General features: G+C 39.6%; 15 protein-coding genes. 12 read left to right on the top strand and 3 right to left on the bottom strand.

Going from position 1 to position 15,995, the window contains the following annotated elements:
- Positions 1 to 13: 13 nt before the first annotated feature.
- The 3 genes from F7731_RS04845 (at position 14) to F7731_RS04835 (ending at position 4,438) form a co-directional block, all read left to right on the top strand.
- A complete protein-coding gene (locus F7731_RS04845; RefSeq protein ID WP_151533624.1) occupies positions 14 to 988 on the top strand; it encodes a diacylglycerol/lipid kinase family protein in 975 nt (324 codons plus the stop codon).
- Positions 975 to 3,125 (top strand): type I pullulanase, encoded by a 2,151-nt coding sequence (pulA, locus tag F7731_RS04840; protein WP_151533623.1) that lies wholly within the window; start codon positions 975 to 977, stop codon positions 3,123 to 3,125. Before F7731_RS04845 ends, pulA begins: the two co-directional genes overlap by 14 nt.
- 533 nt (positions 3,126 to 3,658) lie before the next feature.
- The gene (locus tag F7731_RS04835) at positions 3,659 to 4,438 is read left to right on the top strand and encodes a phosphotransferase family protein (RefSeq protein WP_151533733.1); all 780 of its coding nucleotides are present in this window, start codon (positions 3,659 to 3,661) and stop codon (positions 4,436 to 4,438) included.
- On the opposite strand, the gene F7731_RS04830 is transcribed toward F7731_RS04835, so the two are convergent.
- Positions 4,435 to 4,713 carry a YtzH-like family protein gene (locus tag F7731_RS04830; RefSeq protein WP_151533622.1) on the bottom strand — a complete coding sequence of 93 codons (279 nt, stop codon included), beginning with the start codon at positions 4,711 to 4,713 and terminating at the stop codon, positions 4,435 to 4,437. The genes F7731_RS04835 and F7731_RS04830 overlap by 4 nt on opposite strands.
- 182 nt (positions 4,714 to 4,895) lie before the next feature.
- Between F7731_RS04830 and trmB the strand changes: the two genes are divergently transcribed.
- Both trmB and F7731_RS04820 read left to right on the top strand, forming a co-directional pair.
- Positions 4,896 to 5,534, top strand: a complete 639-nt coding sequence (gene trmB / locus F7731_RS04825) for a tRNA (guanosine(46)-N7)-methyltransferase TrmB (RefSeq protein WP_151533621.1) — start codon at positions 4,896 to 4,898, stop codon at positions 5,532 to 5,534.
- Between the two features lie 136 nt (positions 5,535 to 5,670).
- Positions 5,671 to 6,510, top strand: a complete 840-nt coding sequence (locus F7731_RS04820; protein ID WP_151533620.1) for a YtnP family quorum-quenching lactonase — start codon at positions 5,671 to 5,673, stop codon at positions 6,508 to 6,510.
- 252 nt (positions 6,511 to 6,762) lie between these two features.
- On the opposite strand, the gene F7731_RS04815 is transcribed toward F7731_RS04820, so the two are convergent.
- The gene (locus F7731_RS04815; RefSeq protein ID WP_151533619.1) at positions 6,763 to 7,077 is read right to left on the bottom strand and encodes a PepSY domain-containing protein; all 315 of its coding nucleotides are present in this window, start codon (positions 7,075 to 7,077) and stop codon (positions 6,763 to 6,765) included.
- Positions 7,078 to 7,229: 152 nt separating this feature from the next.
- On the opposite strand from F7731_RS04815, the gene F7731_RS04810 reads away from it, so the two are divergent.
- Together F7731_RS04810 and F7731_RS04805 are read left to right on the top strand one after the other, a co-directional pair.
- The gene (locus tag F7731_RS04810; RefSeq protein WP_151533618.1) at positions 7,230 to 8,303 is read left to right on the top strand and encodes a M42 family metallopeptidase; all 1,074 of its coding nucleotides are present in this window, start codon (positions 7,230 to 7,232) and stop codon (positions 8,301 to 8,303) included.
- Between the two features lie 248 nt (positions 8,304 to 8,551).
- Positions 8,552 to 9,061, top strand: coding sequence for a DUF84 family protein (locus F7731_RS04805; protein ID WP_151533617.1), 510 nt, complete (start codon positions 8,552 to 8,554; stop codon positions 9,059 to 9,061).
- Positions 9,062 to 9,095: 34 nt separating this feature from the next.
- Here F7731_RS04805 and F7731_RS04800 read toward each other — a convergent pair whose 3' ends face one another.
- The gene (locus F7731_RS04800) at positions 9,096 to 9,542 is read right to left on the bottom strand and encodes a YtoQ family protein (RefSeq protein WP_151533616.1); all 447 of its coding nucleotides are present in this window, start codon (positions 9,540 to 9,542) and stop codon (positions 9,096 to 9,098) included.
- A gap of 300 nt (positions 9,543 to 9,842) precedes the next feature.
- On the opposite strand from F7731_RS04800, the gene F7731_RS04795 reads away from it, so the two are divergent.
- The 5 genes from F7731_RS04795 (at position 9,843) to F7731_RS04775 (ending at position 15,887) form a co-directional block, all read left to right on the top strand.
- Positions 9,843 to 10,352: a hypothetical protein gene (locus F7731_RS04795; protein WP_151533615.1), complete on the top strand. Its 510-nt coding sequence runs from the start codon at positions 9,843 to 9,845 to the stop codon at positions 10,350 to 10,352.
- A gap of 215 nt (positions 10,353 to 10,567) precedes the next feature.
- Complete coding sequence (locus F7731_RS04790; protein ID WP_170289636.1) at positions 10,568 to 10,903, top strand: thioredoxin family protein; 336 nt, start codon at positions 10,568 to 10,570, stop codon at positions 10,901 to 10,903.
- A 2-nt stretch (positions 10,904 to 10,905) separates the two neighbouring features.
- Positions 10,906 to 11,709: a DUF1444 domain-containing protein gene (locus F7731_RS04785; RefSeq protein WP_151533614.1), complete on the top strand. Its 804-nt coding sequence runs from the start codon at positions 10,906 to 10,908 to the stop codon at positions 11,707 to 11,709.
- A gap of 150 nt (positions 11,710 to 11,859) precedes the next feature.
- Positions 11,860 to 14,559 carry a DNA translocase FtsK gene (locus F7731_RS04780; RefSeq protein WP_151533613.1) on the top strand — a complete coding sequence of 900 codons (2,700 nt, stop codon included), beginning with the start codon at positions 11,860 to 11,862 and terminating at the stop codon, positions 14,557 to 14,559.
- A 230-nt stretch (positions 14,560 to 14,789) separates the two neighbouring features.
- On the top strand, positions 14,790 to 15,887 hold the full coding sequence (locus F7731_RS04775; protein WP_151533612.1) for a nicotinate phosphoribosyltransferase: 1,098 nt from the start codon (positions 14,790 to 14,792) through the stop codon (positions 15,885 to 15,887).
- The last annotated feature ends 108 nt before the right edge of the window (positions 15,888 to 15,995 follow it).

The following is a 15,995-nucleotide window of genomic DNA, read 5'->3' as shown; positions in this document are numbered from 1 at the left end:
AAAGGTTGATTTTATGAATAGTATCTATTTTATCATTAATCCTCAAGCGAAAAATGGGTATTGTCAAAAGGTATGGAGAAAGCTTGAAAGTATTCTCCTTGAACAGCAGGTTTCCTATTTGGCTTTTTTTACTGAATATAAAGGTCACGCGAAAGAAATTGTACAAACGATCGGAAGCAAAACGGAAGGAAAAAAAGTGGTGATTGTGGCCGTTGGCGGGGATGGAACGATGCATGAAGTAATGAACGGCGCAGTCTCCTTTCCTCATATTCATATTGCTTTTATTCCCGGAGGATCTGGAAATGACTTTTCGAGAGGATTTCATATTCCAAGAAAGCCAACTAAGGCACTGATGGAGCTATTACATTCTGATGAAGATCATACTACCTTAGTTGATATTGGCAAAATTACGAACGAGGAGAAAAAAGAACTTTATTTTATTAATAATATAGGTGCCGGCTTTGATGCTTTGATTGCCAAGGAAGTCAACAAATCGAAAATGAAGCGGATATTCAATCGCCTCTCTCTTGGGAAATTTGTTTACGTCTATTTTTTATTAAAAAATCTCTTTTTCTATAAACCAACAAACATTACATTAAAGGTTGATGGAGTCGATCGCACCTATCGTTCAGCCTGGTTTGTGGCTGTTTCAAATCAGCCGTTCTATGGAGGAGGAATGAAAATCTCTCCTCATGCTTCTCCAGTTGATGGGATATTAAATATTACGATTGTCCATCAGCTATCAAAAATAAAATTATTATTTGTTTTTATAACCGTCTTTTGGGGTGGCCATACTAGATTTAAAGAGGTCGCGTCGTTTACAGGGAGAAGTGTGCATATTTCTTCTAACCGTCCTTTGTGTGTTCATGCGGACGGCGAAGATATCGGTACCACTCCAGTCACAATTACAGCCTATCAAAAGCATCTGCCGGTGTTACTGAACAATATAATGAATGAAGAGGAGGGAAAGACCAATGAATCCTATTGAACGTCATTTTTTCGCGTATCTTGATGAGATGAGAATTTTGACTGTTTTGATTCCATTTAGCTATTATGAAGGTCATTCCTCCTCTTTTTCAATGATAGATCATCATAATCAGCCATTTTCAAAGGTTGAGATTCTTTCACGCATCCCATTAGAACAATCTATGAAGTATATTTGTCGGCTTGAAGCGGATCCTGTGATTGGCAGCCAATATTGGGTCGTGGATGAATATGGCGGAAAAACTGATTTGCAAATGGGAGCAGTCATTCGAACAGACGCTTTCGATCAGGCATTTTTCTATGAAGGTCCTCTCGGTGTTTCCTATTCGAAGGAGAAAACAAGCTTTAAAGTTTGGGCGCCAACAGCAACAAAGGTCAGACTGAATCTCATTGCTGCCGAGAGCGGGAAGCAAGAAATCCACGAAATGATAAGAAGCAAGAAAGGTGTTTGGTATTTTACGATTGAGCGGGATATTGAGAATTATCGGTATTCTCTTCTCCTTTGTATTAATTTAGAATGGCGAGAGGCTGTGGACCCGTATGCCAATTCAGTTAGTATGAATGGTGAGTATGGTGTAATTATTGATTTGCAGAAAACAAAAACAAGAAAACCTCCTCTTCCACCTCTAGAACAGCCAACAGATGCCATCATTTACGAAACCCACATTCGAGATTTTACGATTCATCCAAACAGTGGAGTGATAAAAAAAGGGAAATACTTAGGTGCAGCTGAGATAAATACAAAGGGACTAGACGGTGCCACAACAGGATTACCGTATGCTATTGCACTTGGGGTTACCCATATTGAGTTCCTCCCTTTGCATGATTTTGCAGGCGTTGATAAAAGAGGAGAAAATGATGATTATAATTGGGGCTACAACCCTCTTCATTTTAACGTGCCAGAGGGCAGCTATTCATCGGATCCTGCTAATCCGTATGCGAGAATTATGGAATTGAAAGCTATGATTCAAGCTATTCACAACCAAGGGTTAAGAGTCATTTTGGATGTCGTCTATAATCATGTGTATATTTGGGAAACCTCAAGCTTCGAAAAAATTGTCCCTGGCTATTTTTTTCGCCATGATCAGTATGGCTTTCCCTCGAACGGAACAGGAGTTGGCAATGATTTTGCTTCTGAGCGATTGATGGCAAGGAAGTTTATTCTTGATTCCGTCATGTATTGGCTAAGTGAATATCAAGTAGATGGGTTCCGCTTTGATTTAATGGGCATTCTTGATATTCAGACAATGAATGAAGTCCGGAAAACTGTCCATTCAGTAGATCCATCAGCCATTATTATAGGAGAAGGATGGGATTTGAACACGCCCATTCCGCCGGATGCGAAAGCAAATATTAATAATCAAAAACGCCTTCCGGGTATCGGCCAATTCAATGATTGGTTCAGGGATACAATTAAGGGCAGTACTTTTAATTTATATGATAAAGGATATGCACTCGGAAATGTCCATTATTATGAATCTGCAAAGCAAGTCCTTGCAGGCAGCATAGGCTTGGAGAAGAAGGAAAAAGGGCTTTTTCTTTCGCCCTGCCAGTCTGTGAATTATGTAGAGTCACATGATAATCACACGCTATGGGATAAAATTTTAGTCTGCTCTTCTGAAAAGGATGAAATAATAAAAAAGCGTCAGCACCGCTTGGCAACTGTGATGGTGCTGCTTGCACAAGGAATTCCCTTTTTGCATAGCGGGCAAGAATTCTTTCGAACAAAAAAAGGAATCGGCAATAGCTATCGATCGCCAGATGAAATTAACTTTCTTGATTGGGAGGGGAAAGCTAAAAATGCTAATCATGTTAATTATATTAACGGGATCATTAGAATCCGCAAGTCTCATCAAGCCTTCCGATTTTCAAATGCGGCCCTCATTCGAAAGCATTTTTCATACTTGCCGATTGAAAATCCAGTCATAGGATTTATTCTTGATGAAGTTAATAAGTTTGGGAAATGGAATCGGATTATTGTCCTATTTAACCCTTCTGAAGTTAAGCAGACGCTTCGGGTACCTAAAGGAGTTTGGCAAATGCTTGCTGATGATAATCAAGCTGGCTTAGTTCCAGTTCGACTCATTAAACATGAGTCACTTGAGCTAATGCCTGTCAGCTCCTATGTATTAGTTTGTTAGAAATTAATTGTTTGGAAATCCTAAATAAATAGGCTTGACGAAAAAAGCCCGTAAGAGATAAAATTTAAAAGGATAGCTATTGGGAGAATGATGAAACAATAGCTTTTTTTCTTTTATTAAATATACGAATAATGATTAAAATATATTTGAATGGCGGGCTTGCTGTCTAGTCCGCATTCTGTTTCTAATTTCTAGCTCCAGCGCCTACCCCCGACGTACAGGACGTACTAGTGTCGGAAAAGGAACGCTTCGGGAGCGTACTTATCGCACGACCAAAAGTGAAGCTTTTGAGAGGATGTCGCGTTTTTGTCGACCTCGAGGTCATATGCCAAGTTGTCATGAAGGTAAAAAGCAACCTTCCTACCAACTTGTCTTATGCTATGCCTGAGGGTGAGCAAGGCGCCTGCGCTTTTCTTAATTGTAATGCTTAAAAAGCAGTTAGTAGCCTTTATGTTAATCATCACGATAGGCTTATGCTTTATCTAAAATAGCTATTTGCATAAATGGCTTTACTATATTGCAGGTGAACAATGTTGGAACATTTATTTGGACAAGAATGGGAGATCGTCCCAGCTGGTGGTGAAACAGGGAGAGCTTTTTATGCGAAGCATGAAGAGCAAAGATTATTTCTGAAAAAGAACTCGTCTCCTTTTCTCGCAGTATTATCGGCTGAGGGAATCGTTCCAAAGCTTGTTTGGACAAAAAGGCTCGAAAACGGTGATGTCGTTACCGCCCAGCAATGGATGAATGGGAGAGAGCTTGAACAAGCAGAAATGAATAATGAACGAGTGGCAAAACTATTAAAGAAAATTCATAGTTCAAAGCCACTTCTTGGCATGTTAAAAAGGCTGGGCAAATCCGCATTGTATCCAAATATGCTATTGCGTATGATAGAGGAGCAAATTGACGGGGAGCTAAAACAGGAGCAAATCGTGATTGATTCTGTAGCTTTCCTAAAAAAAGAGCTTGTCAATATCCAATGTGATGAAAAAACCGTTTGCCATTGCGACGTGAATCATAACAACTGGCTGCTTACAGAAAACAACCAGCTGTTTTTAATCGATTGGGATGGGGCTATGATTGCGGATCCAGCCATCGACCTTGGTATGCTTTTATATTGGTATATCCCAAAGGTGGAATGGGCTTCTTGGGTTGAGCGCTATGGCCGGTCATTAACGGATGATTTACTACTCAGAATGAAATGGTATGTCATTGCTCAAACATTAACTGCCATTCAATGGCACAAAAATAAACACCGTACTCAAGAAATGGAGAAGTGGCTTCATTTTTTAAAGAACATTTATGCAAACTAGAGGAATTGATTCATTTCAGTGATCCATTGTGAAAGCTCGGCCTGATGAGCTTCAATATGATTGTCTAATTGGGATGTTTGTGCACCGTGCTGGCTGTAATAATAAATTTCTTCTAATACCGGTTGTGCATGATGATTTAGCTCTCGATGCGCCATTAAAGATTTTACAAGCCTTTTAAGTTGTTCACATTCTGATACAGATCCACAACAATCCATTTGGTGATTGTTTAATATATCGATTAATAAAGTTAATTTATCTTGCTGACTTATCGGCATTTTCATCCTCCCCGTTTTATAGAAGCGGTTTAAAAATAAAAAGGAATTCACTGTTAGGGTGTGAATTCCCTTTTTTATTTATTCAAGGGCATGTAATCAAAGCGCTTCCACATTTCGGTATTGCAATTTTTTATAGTTGCATGTTATGGTGTGAACGATATTATTTAATAGGAGTTGTCTAGATGAGACAAAGAAATAAACCATGGGCAAAGGAAAAACTTGATCAGTATCCACAATATGTAATTTCTGCCCCTGAACAGCATAAAGGAAAATGGCAAGAGGTATTTGAGAAAAACCAGCCTCTTCACATAGAAATCGGGACGGGAAAAGGCCGTTTTATTACAGGAATGGCAAAAGCAAACCCAAATATCAATTATATTGGAATTGAATTGCAAGATAGTATTATTGTGACGGCACTCGATAAAATTATTGAGGAAGAATTATCAAATGTGAAACTCATTAACGTCAATGCAGAAGATCTGCGGGAATTCTTTGCAAATTTCGAAGTTGACAGAGTATATTTGAATTTTTCCGATCCGTGGCCGAAAACACGTCATGCAAAAAGAAGATTAACTTATAAAACCTTCTTGAACATTTATGAGGATATCCTTGTAGATCATGGTGAAATTCATTTTAAAACTGATAATCAAGGATTATTTGAATTCTCATTAATGAGCTTCTCTGAATACGGTCTACTTTTGAAGGATGTTAGCCTGGATCTTCATAACAGTCAGTTTGAAGGAAATATTATGACTGAATATGAAGAGAAATTTTCAAGTAAAGGTAACCGCATTTATCGTTGTGAGGTTCAATTTAAATAACTTTTTAAGCTTACCCATTGTGGTAGGCTTTTTTGATTACTCCTTCAGCAACAGCATATTTATACTGTGATAATTCAAAAGATTTCTGCAAGTGAAAAACTAATGGTAAAATGAGAGGAAAACAGGAGGGAATAGGATGGAGATATTGCAATTACAAAATACAAAGCTTACTTGGCTGCGTGGCGGCGTTAATTTTCTTGATGGAGGTGCCATGTTTGGGGTTGTGCCAAAGCCTTTATGGTCGAAAAAATATCCTTGCAATGACAACAATCAAATTGAGCTTCGTACAGACCCGATTTTAATACAAGCTTACGGAAAAAATATTTTAGTAGAATCTGGCTTAGGAATAGGCAAATTAACTGAAAAACAGAAGCGTAATTTTGGAGCAATTGAAGAATCGCAAGTAGAGAAGGATTTAGCTGAGCTTTCCTTAACATCTTCAGATATCGATTATATTTTAATGACGCATTTGCATTTCGATCATGCATGCGGATTAACAAGACTTGAGGGTGAAACATATCATTCTGTCTTTCCAAATGCGCAAATCATCGTTTCACAAATAGAATGGGATGAAATGAGAAGTCCCAATATCCGGTCCCGCAATACATATTGGAAGGAAAATTGGGAATCGATTCAGGAGCAAGTAACTGCTTTTGAAGAGGAATGGTCATTAGGTTCAATTAAAATGGTCCATACAGGCGGACATAGTGACGGGCATTCCATAATAATTATAGAAGATGAAGATGACATCCTAATTCATATGGGCGATATTATGCCGACGCATGCACATCAAAACGTCTTATGGGTGCTGGCATATGATGATTATCCGATGGACTCCATCTGGGCAAAAGAAAAGTGGATTCATTACGGTTTAGAAAATAATGCCTGGTTCACTTTTTATCATGATGCTTTTTACCGTGCTGTTAAATGGGACAAGGAAGGTCAGTTAACTGAAAAAATAAAGCGGATTCGATAAGGAAAAATCCTCCTCAAACTACCTGTAGTTTTCAATTACAATAAGTGTAGTTTGAGATCTGTCTAGCTCCAGCGCCTCCCCCCGACGTACAGGACGTACTAGTGTCGACAATGCGACAGGACGTCGCGGGCTTGTCGACCTCGAGGTCACAACCCGATCCTCCCAGAAAGGTAAAGTTCACCTTTCCGTGAGGCTCATCTTGTGCTTGTTGGGGGTGACCAAGGCGCTTGCGCTTTTCTTAGAGGAATGAATTTAAGCAAGCCTAAAAGCATCGAGAATTGCTCCCGTTTTCGCGTCAGCAATAAATTCATATTGCTCCATATCATCGCCCGTAAATCTTGAAATCCCGCCGCGATATACATCATATTTAAGCTGATTCTTTTGGTACGGCTCTGTTTGCATATGGATCCATGATCCGCTAATCGGGCCTGATTTTTTAAAAGCATGTTTAGCATTGGCTAATGCTTTTTCAGGTGAAACCGTTGTTTTTTGTGCAAGCAGCTCTCTTGCCGCATATCCTCCAGCTAAGCCAACACCAACCCCTAAAATAAATGATTTCCAGTTCATTTGAACTCCCCCAAATAAAAAATGCTCTTCTGTACTATCTTATCAAATAATAGGCTTGGACCAAAACTGAATTAGTGGCAAGCAAATGAAAAGTTCTGTAAAATAATTAAAGAGTACATATAATATTTTGAAAACAAATAAGGAGCAAACTCATGAACGAAAAAACGTTACAGCTTTTTAAAACCTTAACAGAGTTACCTGGCGCACCGGGAAATGAACATTTAGTTCGTAAGTTTATGCGTGAACAGCTTGGAAAATATGCAGATGAAGTGGTTCAAGATAAACTAGGAAGTATTTTTGGAGTAAAAAGAGGGAGCGAGAATGGACCGACTGTAATGGTCGCAGGGCATATGGATGAAGTTGGCTTTATGGTTACGTCCATTACTGATAATGGGATGCTGCGCTTTCAAACATTAGGCGGCTGGTGGAGTCAAGTGCTTTTAGCGCAAAGAGTACAAATAATGACTGATAACGGACCTGTTATTGGAGTGATTGGCTCAATTCCTCCGCATCTATTAGATGAAGCCAAACGCAGCAAGCCGATGGAGATTACGAATATGTTAATTGATATTGGTGCGGATGATCGGGAAGATGCGAAAAAAATTGGCATCAAACCAGGTCAGCAAATTGTGCCAATCTGTCCATTTACACCGATGGCTAATGAAAAGAAAATCCTTGCAAAAGCATGGGATAATCGCTATGGCTGCGGCTTAGCTATTGAGCTATTAGAAGAAGTGAAGGATGAAAAACTGCCTAATATTCTCTATTCAGGTGCGACAGTCCAAGAGGAAGTTGGTCTTCGTGGAGCAAGAACGGCAGCGAATATGATTAACCCTGACATTTTCTTTGCGCTCGATGCAAGCCCTGCCAATGATATGTCAGGAAATAAAAATGAGTTTGGTCAGTTAGGAAAAGGAACACTTTTGCGCATTTATGACCGTTCAATGGTTACTCATCGTGGAATGAGAGAATATATCCTTGATACAGCTGAATCGAATCAAATTCCATATCAATATTTTATTTCCCAGGGAGGAACCGATGCGGGAAGTGTGCATCTGTCCAACGAAGGGGTGCCTAGTGCGGTAATCGGAATTTGCTCCCGTTATATTCATACACATGCTTCCATTATTCATGTGGATGATTATGCGGCAGCAAAGGAATTACTCGTGAAGCTTGTTAAATCTTGCGACCGTACAACGGTTGAATCTATTCGTCAAAACAGTTAAAGATACGAAAAGCGGAAGCGCCTTGCAAAAGGAACGTCGATTAAAAACCGCCACGTCCTGTGGCGAACATCGACGTCAGCACATCCTGTGCAAGTCCGACAAGCATAAGACAGACCGGCGAGAAGGTTGGCTTTTACCTTCTTGACGGGATGGTTTATGACCTCGAGGGGGTAGGCGCTGGAGCTAGACATATGTAAAGAGGCAGCCTTGTTGTTGCCTTTTTTCTATCCTAAAAAGGAGCAATCATCATGAAAATTATTATAGGCTCAAAAAATCCGGCAAAAGTACTAGCTGTTCAATCTGTATTTAACAATGATCAAATAGAGTTTATTTCGGTAAATGTTCCGTCTGGTGTGAGTAATCAGCCTTTTTCGGATGAAGAGACGATTAAAGGGGCAATCAATAGAGCATATAGTGCCTTAGAAGTCGGAGATGGGGATATCGGCATCGGGCTTGAGGGTGGTGTGCAGGAGACAACGCATGGATTGTTTCTTTGTAACTGGGGAGCGCTGGCGGAAAAAGGGAAGCCCCCGATCATTGCCGGCGGAGCTAGAATCCCGCTTCCGAAAGAAATTGCAGGCAGACTGCTTTCTGGAGAAGAACTTGGCCCCGTTATGGAGAAGTTTACTGAAAAAGAGGATGTCCGCAAAAAAGAAGGAGCTGTAGGAATTTTTACAAACGGTCAAATCAGCCGTTCAGAAATGTTTACACATGTAGTGAAGCTTCTTACCGGGCAGTATGAATATAGGAAAAGGTAAAGGAGATAGCGGCCTATCTCCCTTTTTAAATAGCCTATTTTTCGTCGAAAATATAAGCTAATACTTTAAGTGCCTGGTTAACCGTTTCGACTGTTACTGTTGCTTTATTGGAAAGCTCTTTTAATGGATGGTGAAGGTTTTCTGGGCGGATGATAATTAAAGGCTTGCCAAGGGTAATGGCTGCACTTGCATCCATCGCTGTATTCCACTGTTTATATTTTTCTCCAAATAAGGCAATAACAATATCAGATTTTTGCATTAAGATCTGAGTTCTAAAATTATTTATTCTAGAAGCGGCTTCATCGCGAAAAATGGCGTTTGGCTGCTCTCCAAGTATTTCTTCCCCGATAAAATCAGACCGATCATGATTTTCCATCGGTCCAACGAAATGAAGAGGAAGCTTAAGAGATTTTGCTTTTTCTTTAAGCTCTTCTCGCCAGTTTGAGTGAATTTCTCCTGCTAAATAGACTGTTAATTCCATTTGCAATCCTCCTAATGACATGATGGATTTATTTTACCATTTAACGAAATAAGTTTCCCGAATAAGCACTTTTTTAAAGTATGTTTTATTTCAAGTTTTTAGGGTTGCCAAATATTTGTTTAAAAATGTATGATAGAAATGGCTGATAGTTTTACGAGATGTCTAGCTCCAGCGGCTAGCCCCTCGAGGTCATAAGCCAAATCTCCCAGAAAGGTAAAGTACACCTTTCAGTGAGCCTTGTCTTATGCTTGTCGGGGCTGACCAATCCGCTTGCGCTTTTCATGCAGGGAGGAAGAAAGTATGGGAAACCGCTCAATAGCTGCCTTGCTCTTGTTGATTGTTGTTTTATTATTAAGTGCTTGTTCTGCGTCATTGAAAGAAGAGCAAACAGCTGCAAAGGATGCTATCGGTGAAGTATTCCAAACCGATCCGAAAGAGTCCAACCATGAAAATGAAGATATTGCATTTTATCTTCCTTTTGGATTTGAAGTAAAGGAAGATACACCTAATAATATTTTAATCAAAAATGGTTCCAAGACATATATTCTTTTTTACAACCCGAATGAAGGACCCGAAAGTAAAGTTATCTATGAAGCGACATTAAAGCAAAATGACTATGAATTCAAAGAAACTAATACGACAAAAGACGGCGATTTTAGTTATCTATTAATTAATCACATAGATAATAATTTGAATGAATTGACTGTCGGTATTGGCGGGGTTAAAATCACTGGCCAAGTAAAAACAAAGAGTTTAGCCGCTGATGCGGAAAAAATGGCAGAAATTATTCAATCCGTTAAGATGAAATAAATAAGCTCCAACGGCTAGCCGTTGCGTTGGAGCTAGACAATGAAAAAGCTAAGCACGCGCCGAAGAGAGTTTTCAAGGCGAACGGCTTAGCTTTTTTGTTAATGAAGTTTTGCATATTATTGGTTTAGACCTCTGAAGTTTGATATTATCTGATTATATGAGAAAAACTAGATTAGCTTAAACGATATGAAAAACTCACCTTGGAGGCGAAGGAAATGAAAAAGCTTGAATCGATGAAAAAGCTTGAATCGATGGAACAGTTTGAACAGCTAAGGGATCAAGGCAACCATATCTTTATGTTTTCTGCTGATTGGTGCCCGGATTGCCGTGTTATTGATCCAATCTTACCTGAAATCGAAGCAAAATATCAGGATTATACATTTATCTACGTTGACCGTGATGAATTTATTGACTTATGTATTCAGCTTGATATTTTCGGCATCCCGAGCTTTATTGCTTATAAGGATGGCAAGGAGTTAGGGCGATTTGTAAGCAAGGATCGAAAAACTCAGGAAGAAATCGAGAATTTTATTGAGAAATTAGAGGAATAAAAATGAAAATGGATAGTTTGAAAATGAAAAAGGAATTGGAGAAGCGCTTAACGAACGCGAAGCGGACTTTTTCATTTGATCGAAAAAAAGACGAGCTTCGCATTGAAAATATACAAACTGGTAAAGGAATTACGATTTCACTGCCCGGAATTATTGCGAAATGGGAAGTTCAAAAAGAAAAAGCCATTGATGAAGTTGTCTATTACGTTGAGGAAGGCTTGCAGGCAATGGAAGGTGCACCTCTTGAGCTAGAAGGGTATGAAAAAAACATCTTTCCTGTTATTCGTTCCACATCATTTCCGACAGAATCGGAGGAAGATGTGCCATTTTTAACAGAGGATCATACAGCTGAGACAAGAGTTTACTATGCACTTGATCTTGGAACAACTTATCGTTTAATTGATGAGAAGCTTATCCAAAAAGAAGGCTGGGCCCCTGATAGAATAAAAGAAATTGCGTTATTTAATGCACGTTCGCTTTCAACGGGTATGAAAACAGATGTAGTAGCAGGAAACACTTTTTATTTTTTAAATAAAAATGACGGCTATGATGCGAGTAGAATTTTGAACGATGCCTTTTTGAAAGATATGGAAAAGCAAATGAAAGGAACAATGGCAGTGGCTGTTCCTCACCAAGATGTATTAATTATCGCTGATATTATGAATGATATTGGGTATGACATTCTCTCTGAAATGACGATGAGCTTTTTTGCGAGCGGAAGAGTCCCAATCACAGCCCTATCATTTCTCTATGAAAATGGAGAGCTCGATCCTATATTCATCATGGGACAGACTAAAAAGAAATAATATAGTAACTTTAAGTCAAGGATCACTTTAAGTGGTCCTTTTTGCATTCGAAAATTTATTCCAATAGACTCATTCTCTTATTTTTCCTCCAAAATTCGCGAAATACTGTTAAAATGGAAGGGATAGAATTAAAGAAAGAGTTGGTATACATTGAGTTGGATTAAAAAACTATTTCAAATGTTTAAGAATGATGAAGAACAATATGAAAGCAACGAAGAATATATAAATCATAATGAAATAGAGCGATCAACAAGAATTCAACAACAAGAAACCTCCAAGGATATTAATGCAAAAATTGTTTATCAATATCCGAAGGGAGAGTTCCGCTTTCCGCTAATTCCTGATGAACATCATGTACGGAAGCCGCGGGAGCGTAGAATGAAACAGGAAGAGAGCGCTGAGAGCGCTGAAATCCCTCGTTCCCGTGAAAGTCGAAAAGAAAGACAGCACACTTCCTTTACAGAAAAAAAAGTTCAAGCAGAAGCAAAAACGTTTACAACAGAAAGGGATATTCCACAAAGAAAGGGACCTTTTCGGCCATCAGAAATTCCGTCCCCAATTTTTGGATTTGAACAACGGCCAAAAACAGTGGAGACACATACGCCTGTTGAGCAAGTCCCAGTTGAGTTTGAGCTTCCCGATCATCTTGATGAAGACAAGACGGATATACATGTCGCTATTGAGAAGAGACCAACTGATTACCCGAGTTGGTTTGATGAAACATTAATTGATAACAAAAATATTCTGGAAGAAGAAGCAAACATGCTCATTGTTGAGCAGCCGGATGAAGCAGAAGTGTTAACACCTCACTCTCATCTTGAGAAAATCACCGATCAGACTCCAGATAATAATACTGAAGAAGCAGAAGAACAACTCGAAGAACTGAATCAAAGTATAGAAGTATATAATGATGAGCCTCTTAAAGAGGATTACCTAAAAGAAGAAAATAAAGATGGGCATGAGGAATCTATTTTAGCTGAGGTAGAAGACCTAGAGCTAATTGAGCAAAAGGAAGCGGAGCTAGTTGAAAATAAGGTCTCAGAGCTAAATGAACATACAGAACCGAAGCAAGAAGTCGAAGAAATTCATTTAAACGATAGTAACGAAACAATTTTAAATCACGACATTCTTGATCAACCGAATAAAACGCCTGATTTTCCTGAACAAACATCTAATACAAATGAAGGCAGTGCTAAAGAACTTCCAATTACAGTCAATCAAGAAGCAGCGAAACAGGAAAGCGCACTTCCTGCTAGAAAACATATTCCATTTAATGTGATTATGCTGAAAAACGATAAACAAAAAATAGTTGAAAAAATAAGCCCGCTTCCAACACCAAGAGTAAATAAAGTTGTTCCGTTCGTAGAAAAGGAAACGATAATCGCTGTTGAAGAAGTAGCACCGGCTTTAGAAGAGGAGCTTCCATATTATCAGTTCCCTGCTAAAAGTCTGCTTTCTCCTTCAGTCCATCAAGAGGAATCATCAGATTGGTTTAATGAGCAAAAGGAATTATTAAATTCTACTTTAATAAACTTCAATGTGCGTGCGAGCGTTGTGAATGTGACGCAAGGCCCATCTGTTACAAGATTTGAAGTGCAGCCAGAACCAGGTGTAAAGGTTAATAAGATTACGAATTTATCCGATGATATTAAATTGAGCCTTGCTGCCAGAGATATTCGCATGGAAGCACCAATTCCAGGCAAGCATACGATTGGGATTGAGGTACCGAATAAGACGAGCAGACCGGTCTTTATTAGTGAAATCATTAACAGTCCAGAGTTTAGCAATAGCAGCTCTCCATTAACGGCTGTCCTAGGTCTCGACATTGCTGGCAATCCGATCGTGACGGATTTACGGAAAATGCCGCATGGCTTAATTGCGGGAGCAACTGGGTCAGGGAAAAGTGTCTGCATTAATACGATCCTTGTCAGTCTCTTATATAAGGCAACTCCCGACGAGCTGAAGCTCCTATTAATTGATCCAAAAATGGTCGAGCTTGCTCCGTATAATCGCATCCCGCATCTTGTTAGCCCAGTTATTACAGATGTAAAGGCAGCAACAGCGGCATTAAAATGGGCTGTGGATGAAATGGAGCGTCGTTATGAATTATTTGCACACACTGGAGTAAGGGATATTGGCCGTTTTAATGAGCTTGCTGACGAGCATAAGCGCTACGCGGAAAAGCTTCCTTATATGGTCATCATTATCGATGAGCTTGCTGATTTGATGATGATGTCTCCTGCCGATGTAGAAGAAGCAATATGCCGGATCGCTCAAAAGGCGAGGGCATGTGGAATTCATTTAATTATTGCAACGCAAAGACCGTCTGTAGATGTTATCACAGGTTTAATAAAGGCAAATGTCCCAACAAGAATTGCTTTTTCCGTTTCTTCGCAAATTGATTCACGGACCATTATTGATATAAGCGGTGCTGAGAAGCTACTTGGTCGGGGGGATATGCTGTTTTTAGAAAATGGTTCATCTAAACCTGTCCGTCTTCAAGGAACTTATGTCGCAGATCAGGAAATAGATGACGTAGTGGCACATGTGAGAAGGGAACGTGACCCTGAATATTTATTTGAGCAAGAAGAATTGTTAAAAAAAGCACAGGTCACGGAAGAAGAGGATGAACTTTTCTATGAAGCATGTGAATTTGTAATCGATCAGGGAGCTGCATCCACCTCAAGCCTGCAGAGAAGATTTAAAATTGGCTATAACCGAGCAGCACGCTTAATTGATATGATGGAAAAGCAAGGGTTCATTTCAGAAACACGCGGGAGCAAGCCGAGAGAGGTTTTAATTACAGCTTCAGAGCTCGAATCACTTTTAGACACTAGTACAATAAATTAATCCATGGTATTCTGTATTTGCATGTTAAAAAATATTAGTGAAAATTCATTCAGTGGGGAGCTTCATCCCCCACTGAATGTTAGTTGAACTTATCGGGCCTTTACGGGCTGTTGGATCTCCCGCTTAGAAGTTTTTGTTTTTAAACTTCTAAGTGGGAGTCTTACAGCCCGTTAATCTGCGATAAATATTTACAGCTTTGGATCGATGAACAGTATGTGAGGAGCTTAAGGATGAAGGAAATTGAACTGAAACTAAAAGGGGAAATAAAGCGGTTAACAAACAAGACTTTTAAATTTGATGAGCGAATAAGAGATGGCTGGTTTTCCGCGGTTTACTTTTTAAAAACTAAAGATATTGTGAGTAAATACCATAAAGATATTGTTGTGACAATGCAATTCTTCCAAAGAAATCATGCTGTTTTATGTGGGACAGATGAAGCGATTGCCCTTCTTAAAACATTTGCAAATAATCCAGAGGAACTTGAAATATATTCATTAAAGGATGGCGACAAAATCGCGCCATTTGAAACAGTCTTAACGATTACCGGGAAATACGAAAGCTTCGGCAATTTAGAAGGGGTGATTGATGGCATCCTCTCTAGACGGACATCAGTCGCTACAAATGTTTATAATGTTGTAAAGGCAGCAAGTGTTTCAGGAACGCAAAAACCAGTTATCTTCATGGGAGATCGCGATGACCACTATACAACCCAAGCAGGGGACGGTTATGCTGCTTACATTGGCGGAGCAACTGCCCAAGCAACCCATGCCATGAACGAATGGTGGGGGAAAAAGGGGATGGGAACGATGCCTCATGCACTTATCCAGATGTTTAATGGGGACCTTGTAGAAGCCACAAAGGCGTACCAGGAAACCTTCCCTGAGGATGAGCTTGTCGCCCTCGTTGATTATAACAATGACGCAATTACAGACTCATTAAAGGTTGCCAGGGCTTTTGGGAATGAGCTTAAGGGAGTCCGCATTGATACTTCTCGTACAATGATTGATCAATACTTTTTAAGAAATCAGCATTTATTAGGGACTTTTGATCCGCGCGGAGTTAATGGAGAATTGATTTTTGCCCTTCGGAAGGCACTTGATGATGAAGGTTTCCAGCATGTGAAAATTGTCGTAAGCGGAGGCTTCAACGAATCACGCATTCTAGAGTTCGAAAAGCAAGGTGTCCCCGTTGATATGTATGGAGTCGGAAGCAGTTTATTGAAGATTAATATCGGATTTACAGGTGATAATGTATTAATTAACGGAAAGCATGCTGCTAAGGCTGGAAGACGCTATCGTCCGAATCCGCGCCTTGAATTAGTTGAATAAAAATCAAATGCGGAAGCGCCTTGATCAGCCCCGACAAGCATAAGACAAGCCGGCGAGAAGGTTGTTCTTTGACCTTCTTGACGGATTGACTTATGACCTCGAGGGGCT

It is taken from the genome of Cytobacillus depressus (assembly GCF_008923245.1).
GTDB classification, from domain to species: domain Bacteria; phylum Bacillota; class Bacilli; order Bacillales; family Cytobacillaceae; genus Cytobacillus; species Cytobacillus depressus.
The sequence above is the reverse complement of the archived record's forward strand: the minus strand, read 5'-3'. Positions and strand labels throughout refer to the sequence as shown.

Coding starts and splice junctions, on each gene's coding strand:
- F7731_RS04790 (WP_170289636.1), top strand. CDS start 10,568: ATGAAAAAGCTTGAATCGATGAAAAAGCTTGAATCGATGGAACAGTTT.
- pulA (WP_151533623.1), top strand. CDS start 975: ATGAATCCTATTGAACGTCATTTTTTCGCGTATCTTGATGAGATGAGA.
- F7731_RS04830 (WP_151533622.1), bottom strand. CDS start 4,713: ATGCCGATAAGTCAGCAAGATAAATTAACTTTATTAATCGATATATTA.
- F7731_RS04810 (WP_151533618.1), top strand. CDS start 7,230: ATGAACGAAAAAACGTTACAGCTTTTTAAAACCTTAACAGAGTTACCT.
- F7731_RS04785 (WP_151533614.1), top strand. CDS start 10,906: ATGAAAATGGATAGTTTGAAAATGAAAAAGGAATTGGAGAAGCGCTTA.
- F7731_RS04815 (WP_151533619.1), bottom strand. CDS start 7,077: ATGAACTGGAAATCATTTATTTTAGGGGTTGGTGTTGGCTTAGCTGGA.
- F7731_RS04800 (WP_151533616.1), bottom strand. CDS start 9,542: ATGGAATTAACAGTCTATTTAGCAGGAGAAATTCACTCAAACTGGCGA.
- F7731_RS04845 (WP_151533624.1), top strand. CDS start 14: ATGAATAGTATCTATTTTATCATTAATCCTCAAGCGAAAAATGGGTAT.
- F7731_RS04775 (WP_151533612.1), top strand. CDS start 14,790: ATGAAGGAAATTGAACTGAAACTAAAAGGGGAAATAAAGCGGTTAACA.
- trmB (WP_151533621.1), top strand. CDS start 4,896: ATGAGACAAAGAAATAAACCATGGGCAAAGGAAAAACTTGATCAGTAT.
- F7731_RS04805 (WP_151533617.1), top strand. CDS start 8,552: ATGAAAATTATTATAGGCTCAAAAAATCCGGCAAAAGTACTAGCTGTT.
- F7731_RS04820 (WP_151533620.1), top strand. CDS start 5,671: ATGGAGATATTGCAATTACAAAATACAAAGCTTACTTGGCTGCGTGGC.
- F7731_RS04795 (WP_151533615.1), top strand. CDS start 9,843: ATGGGAAACCGCTCAATAGCTGCCTTGCTCTTGTTGATTGTTGTTTTA.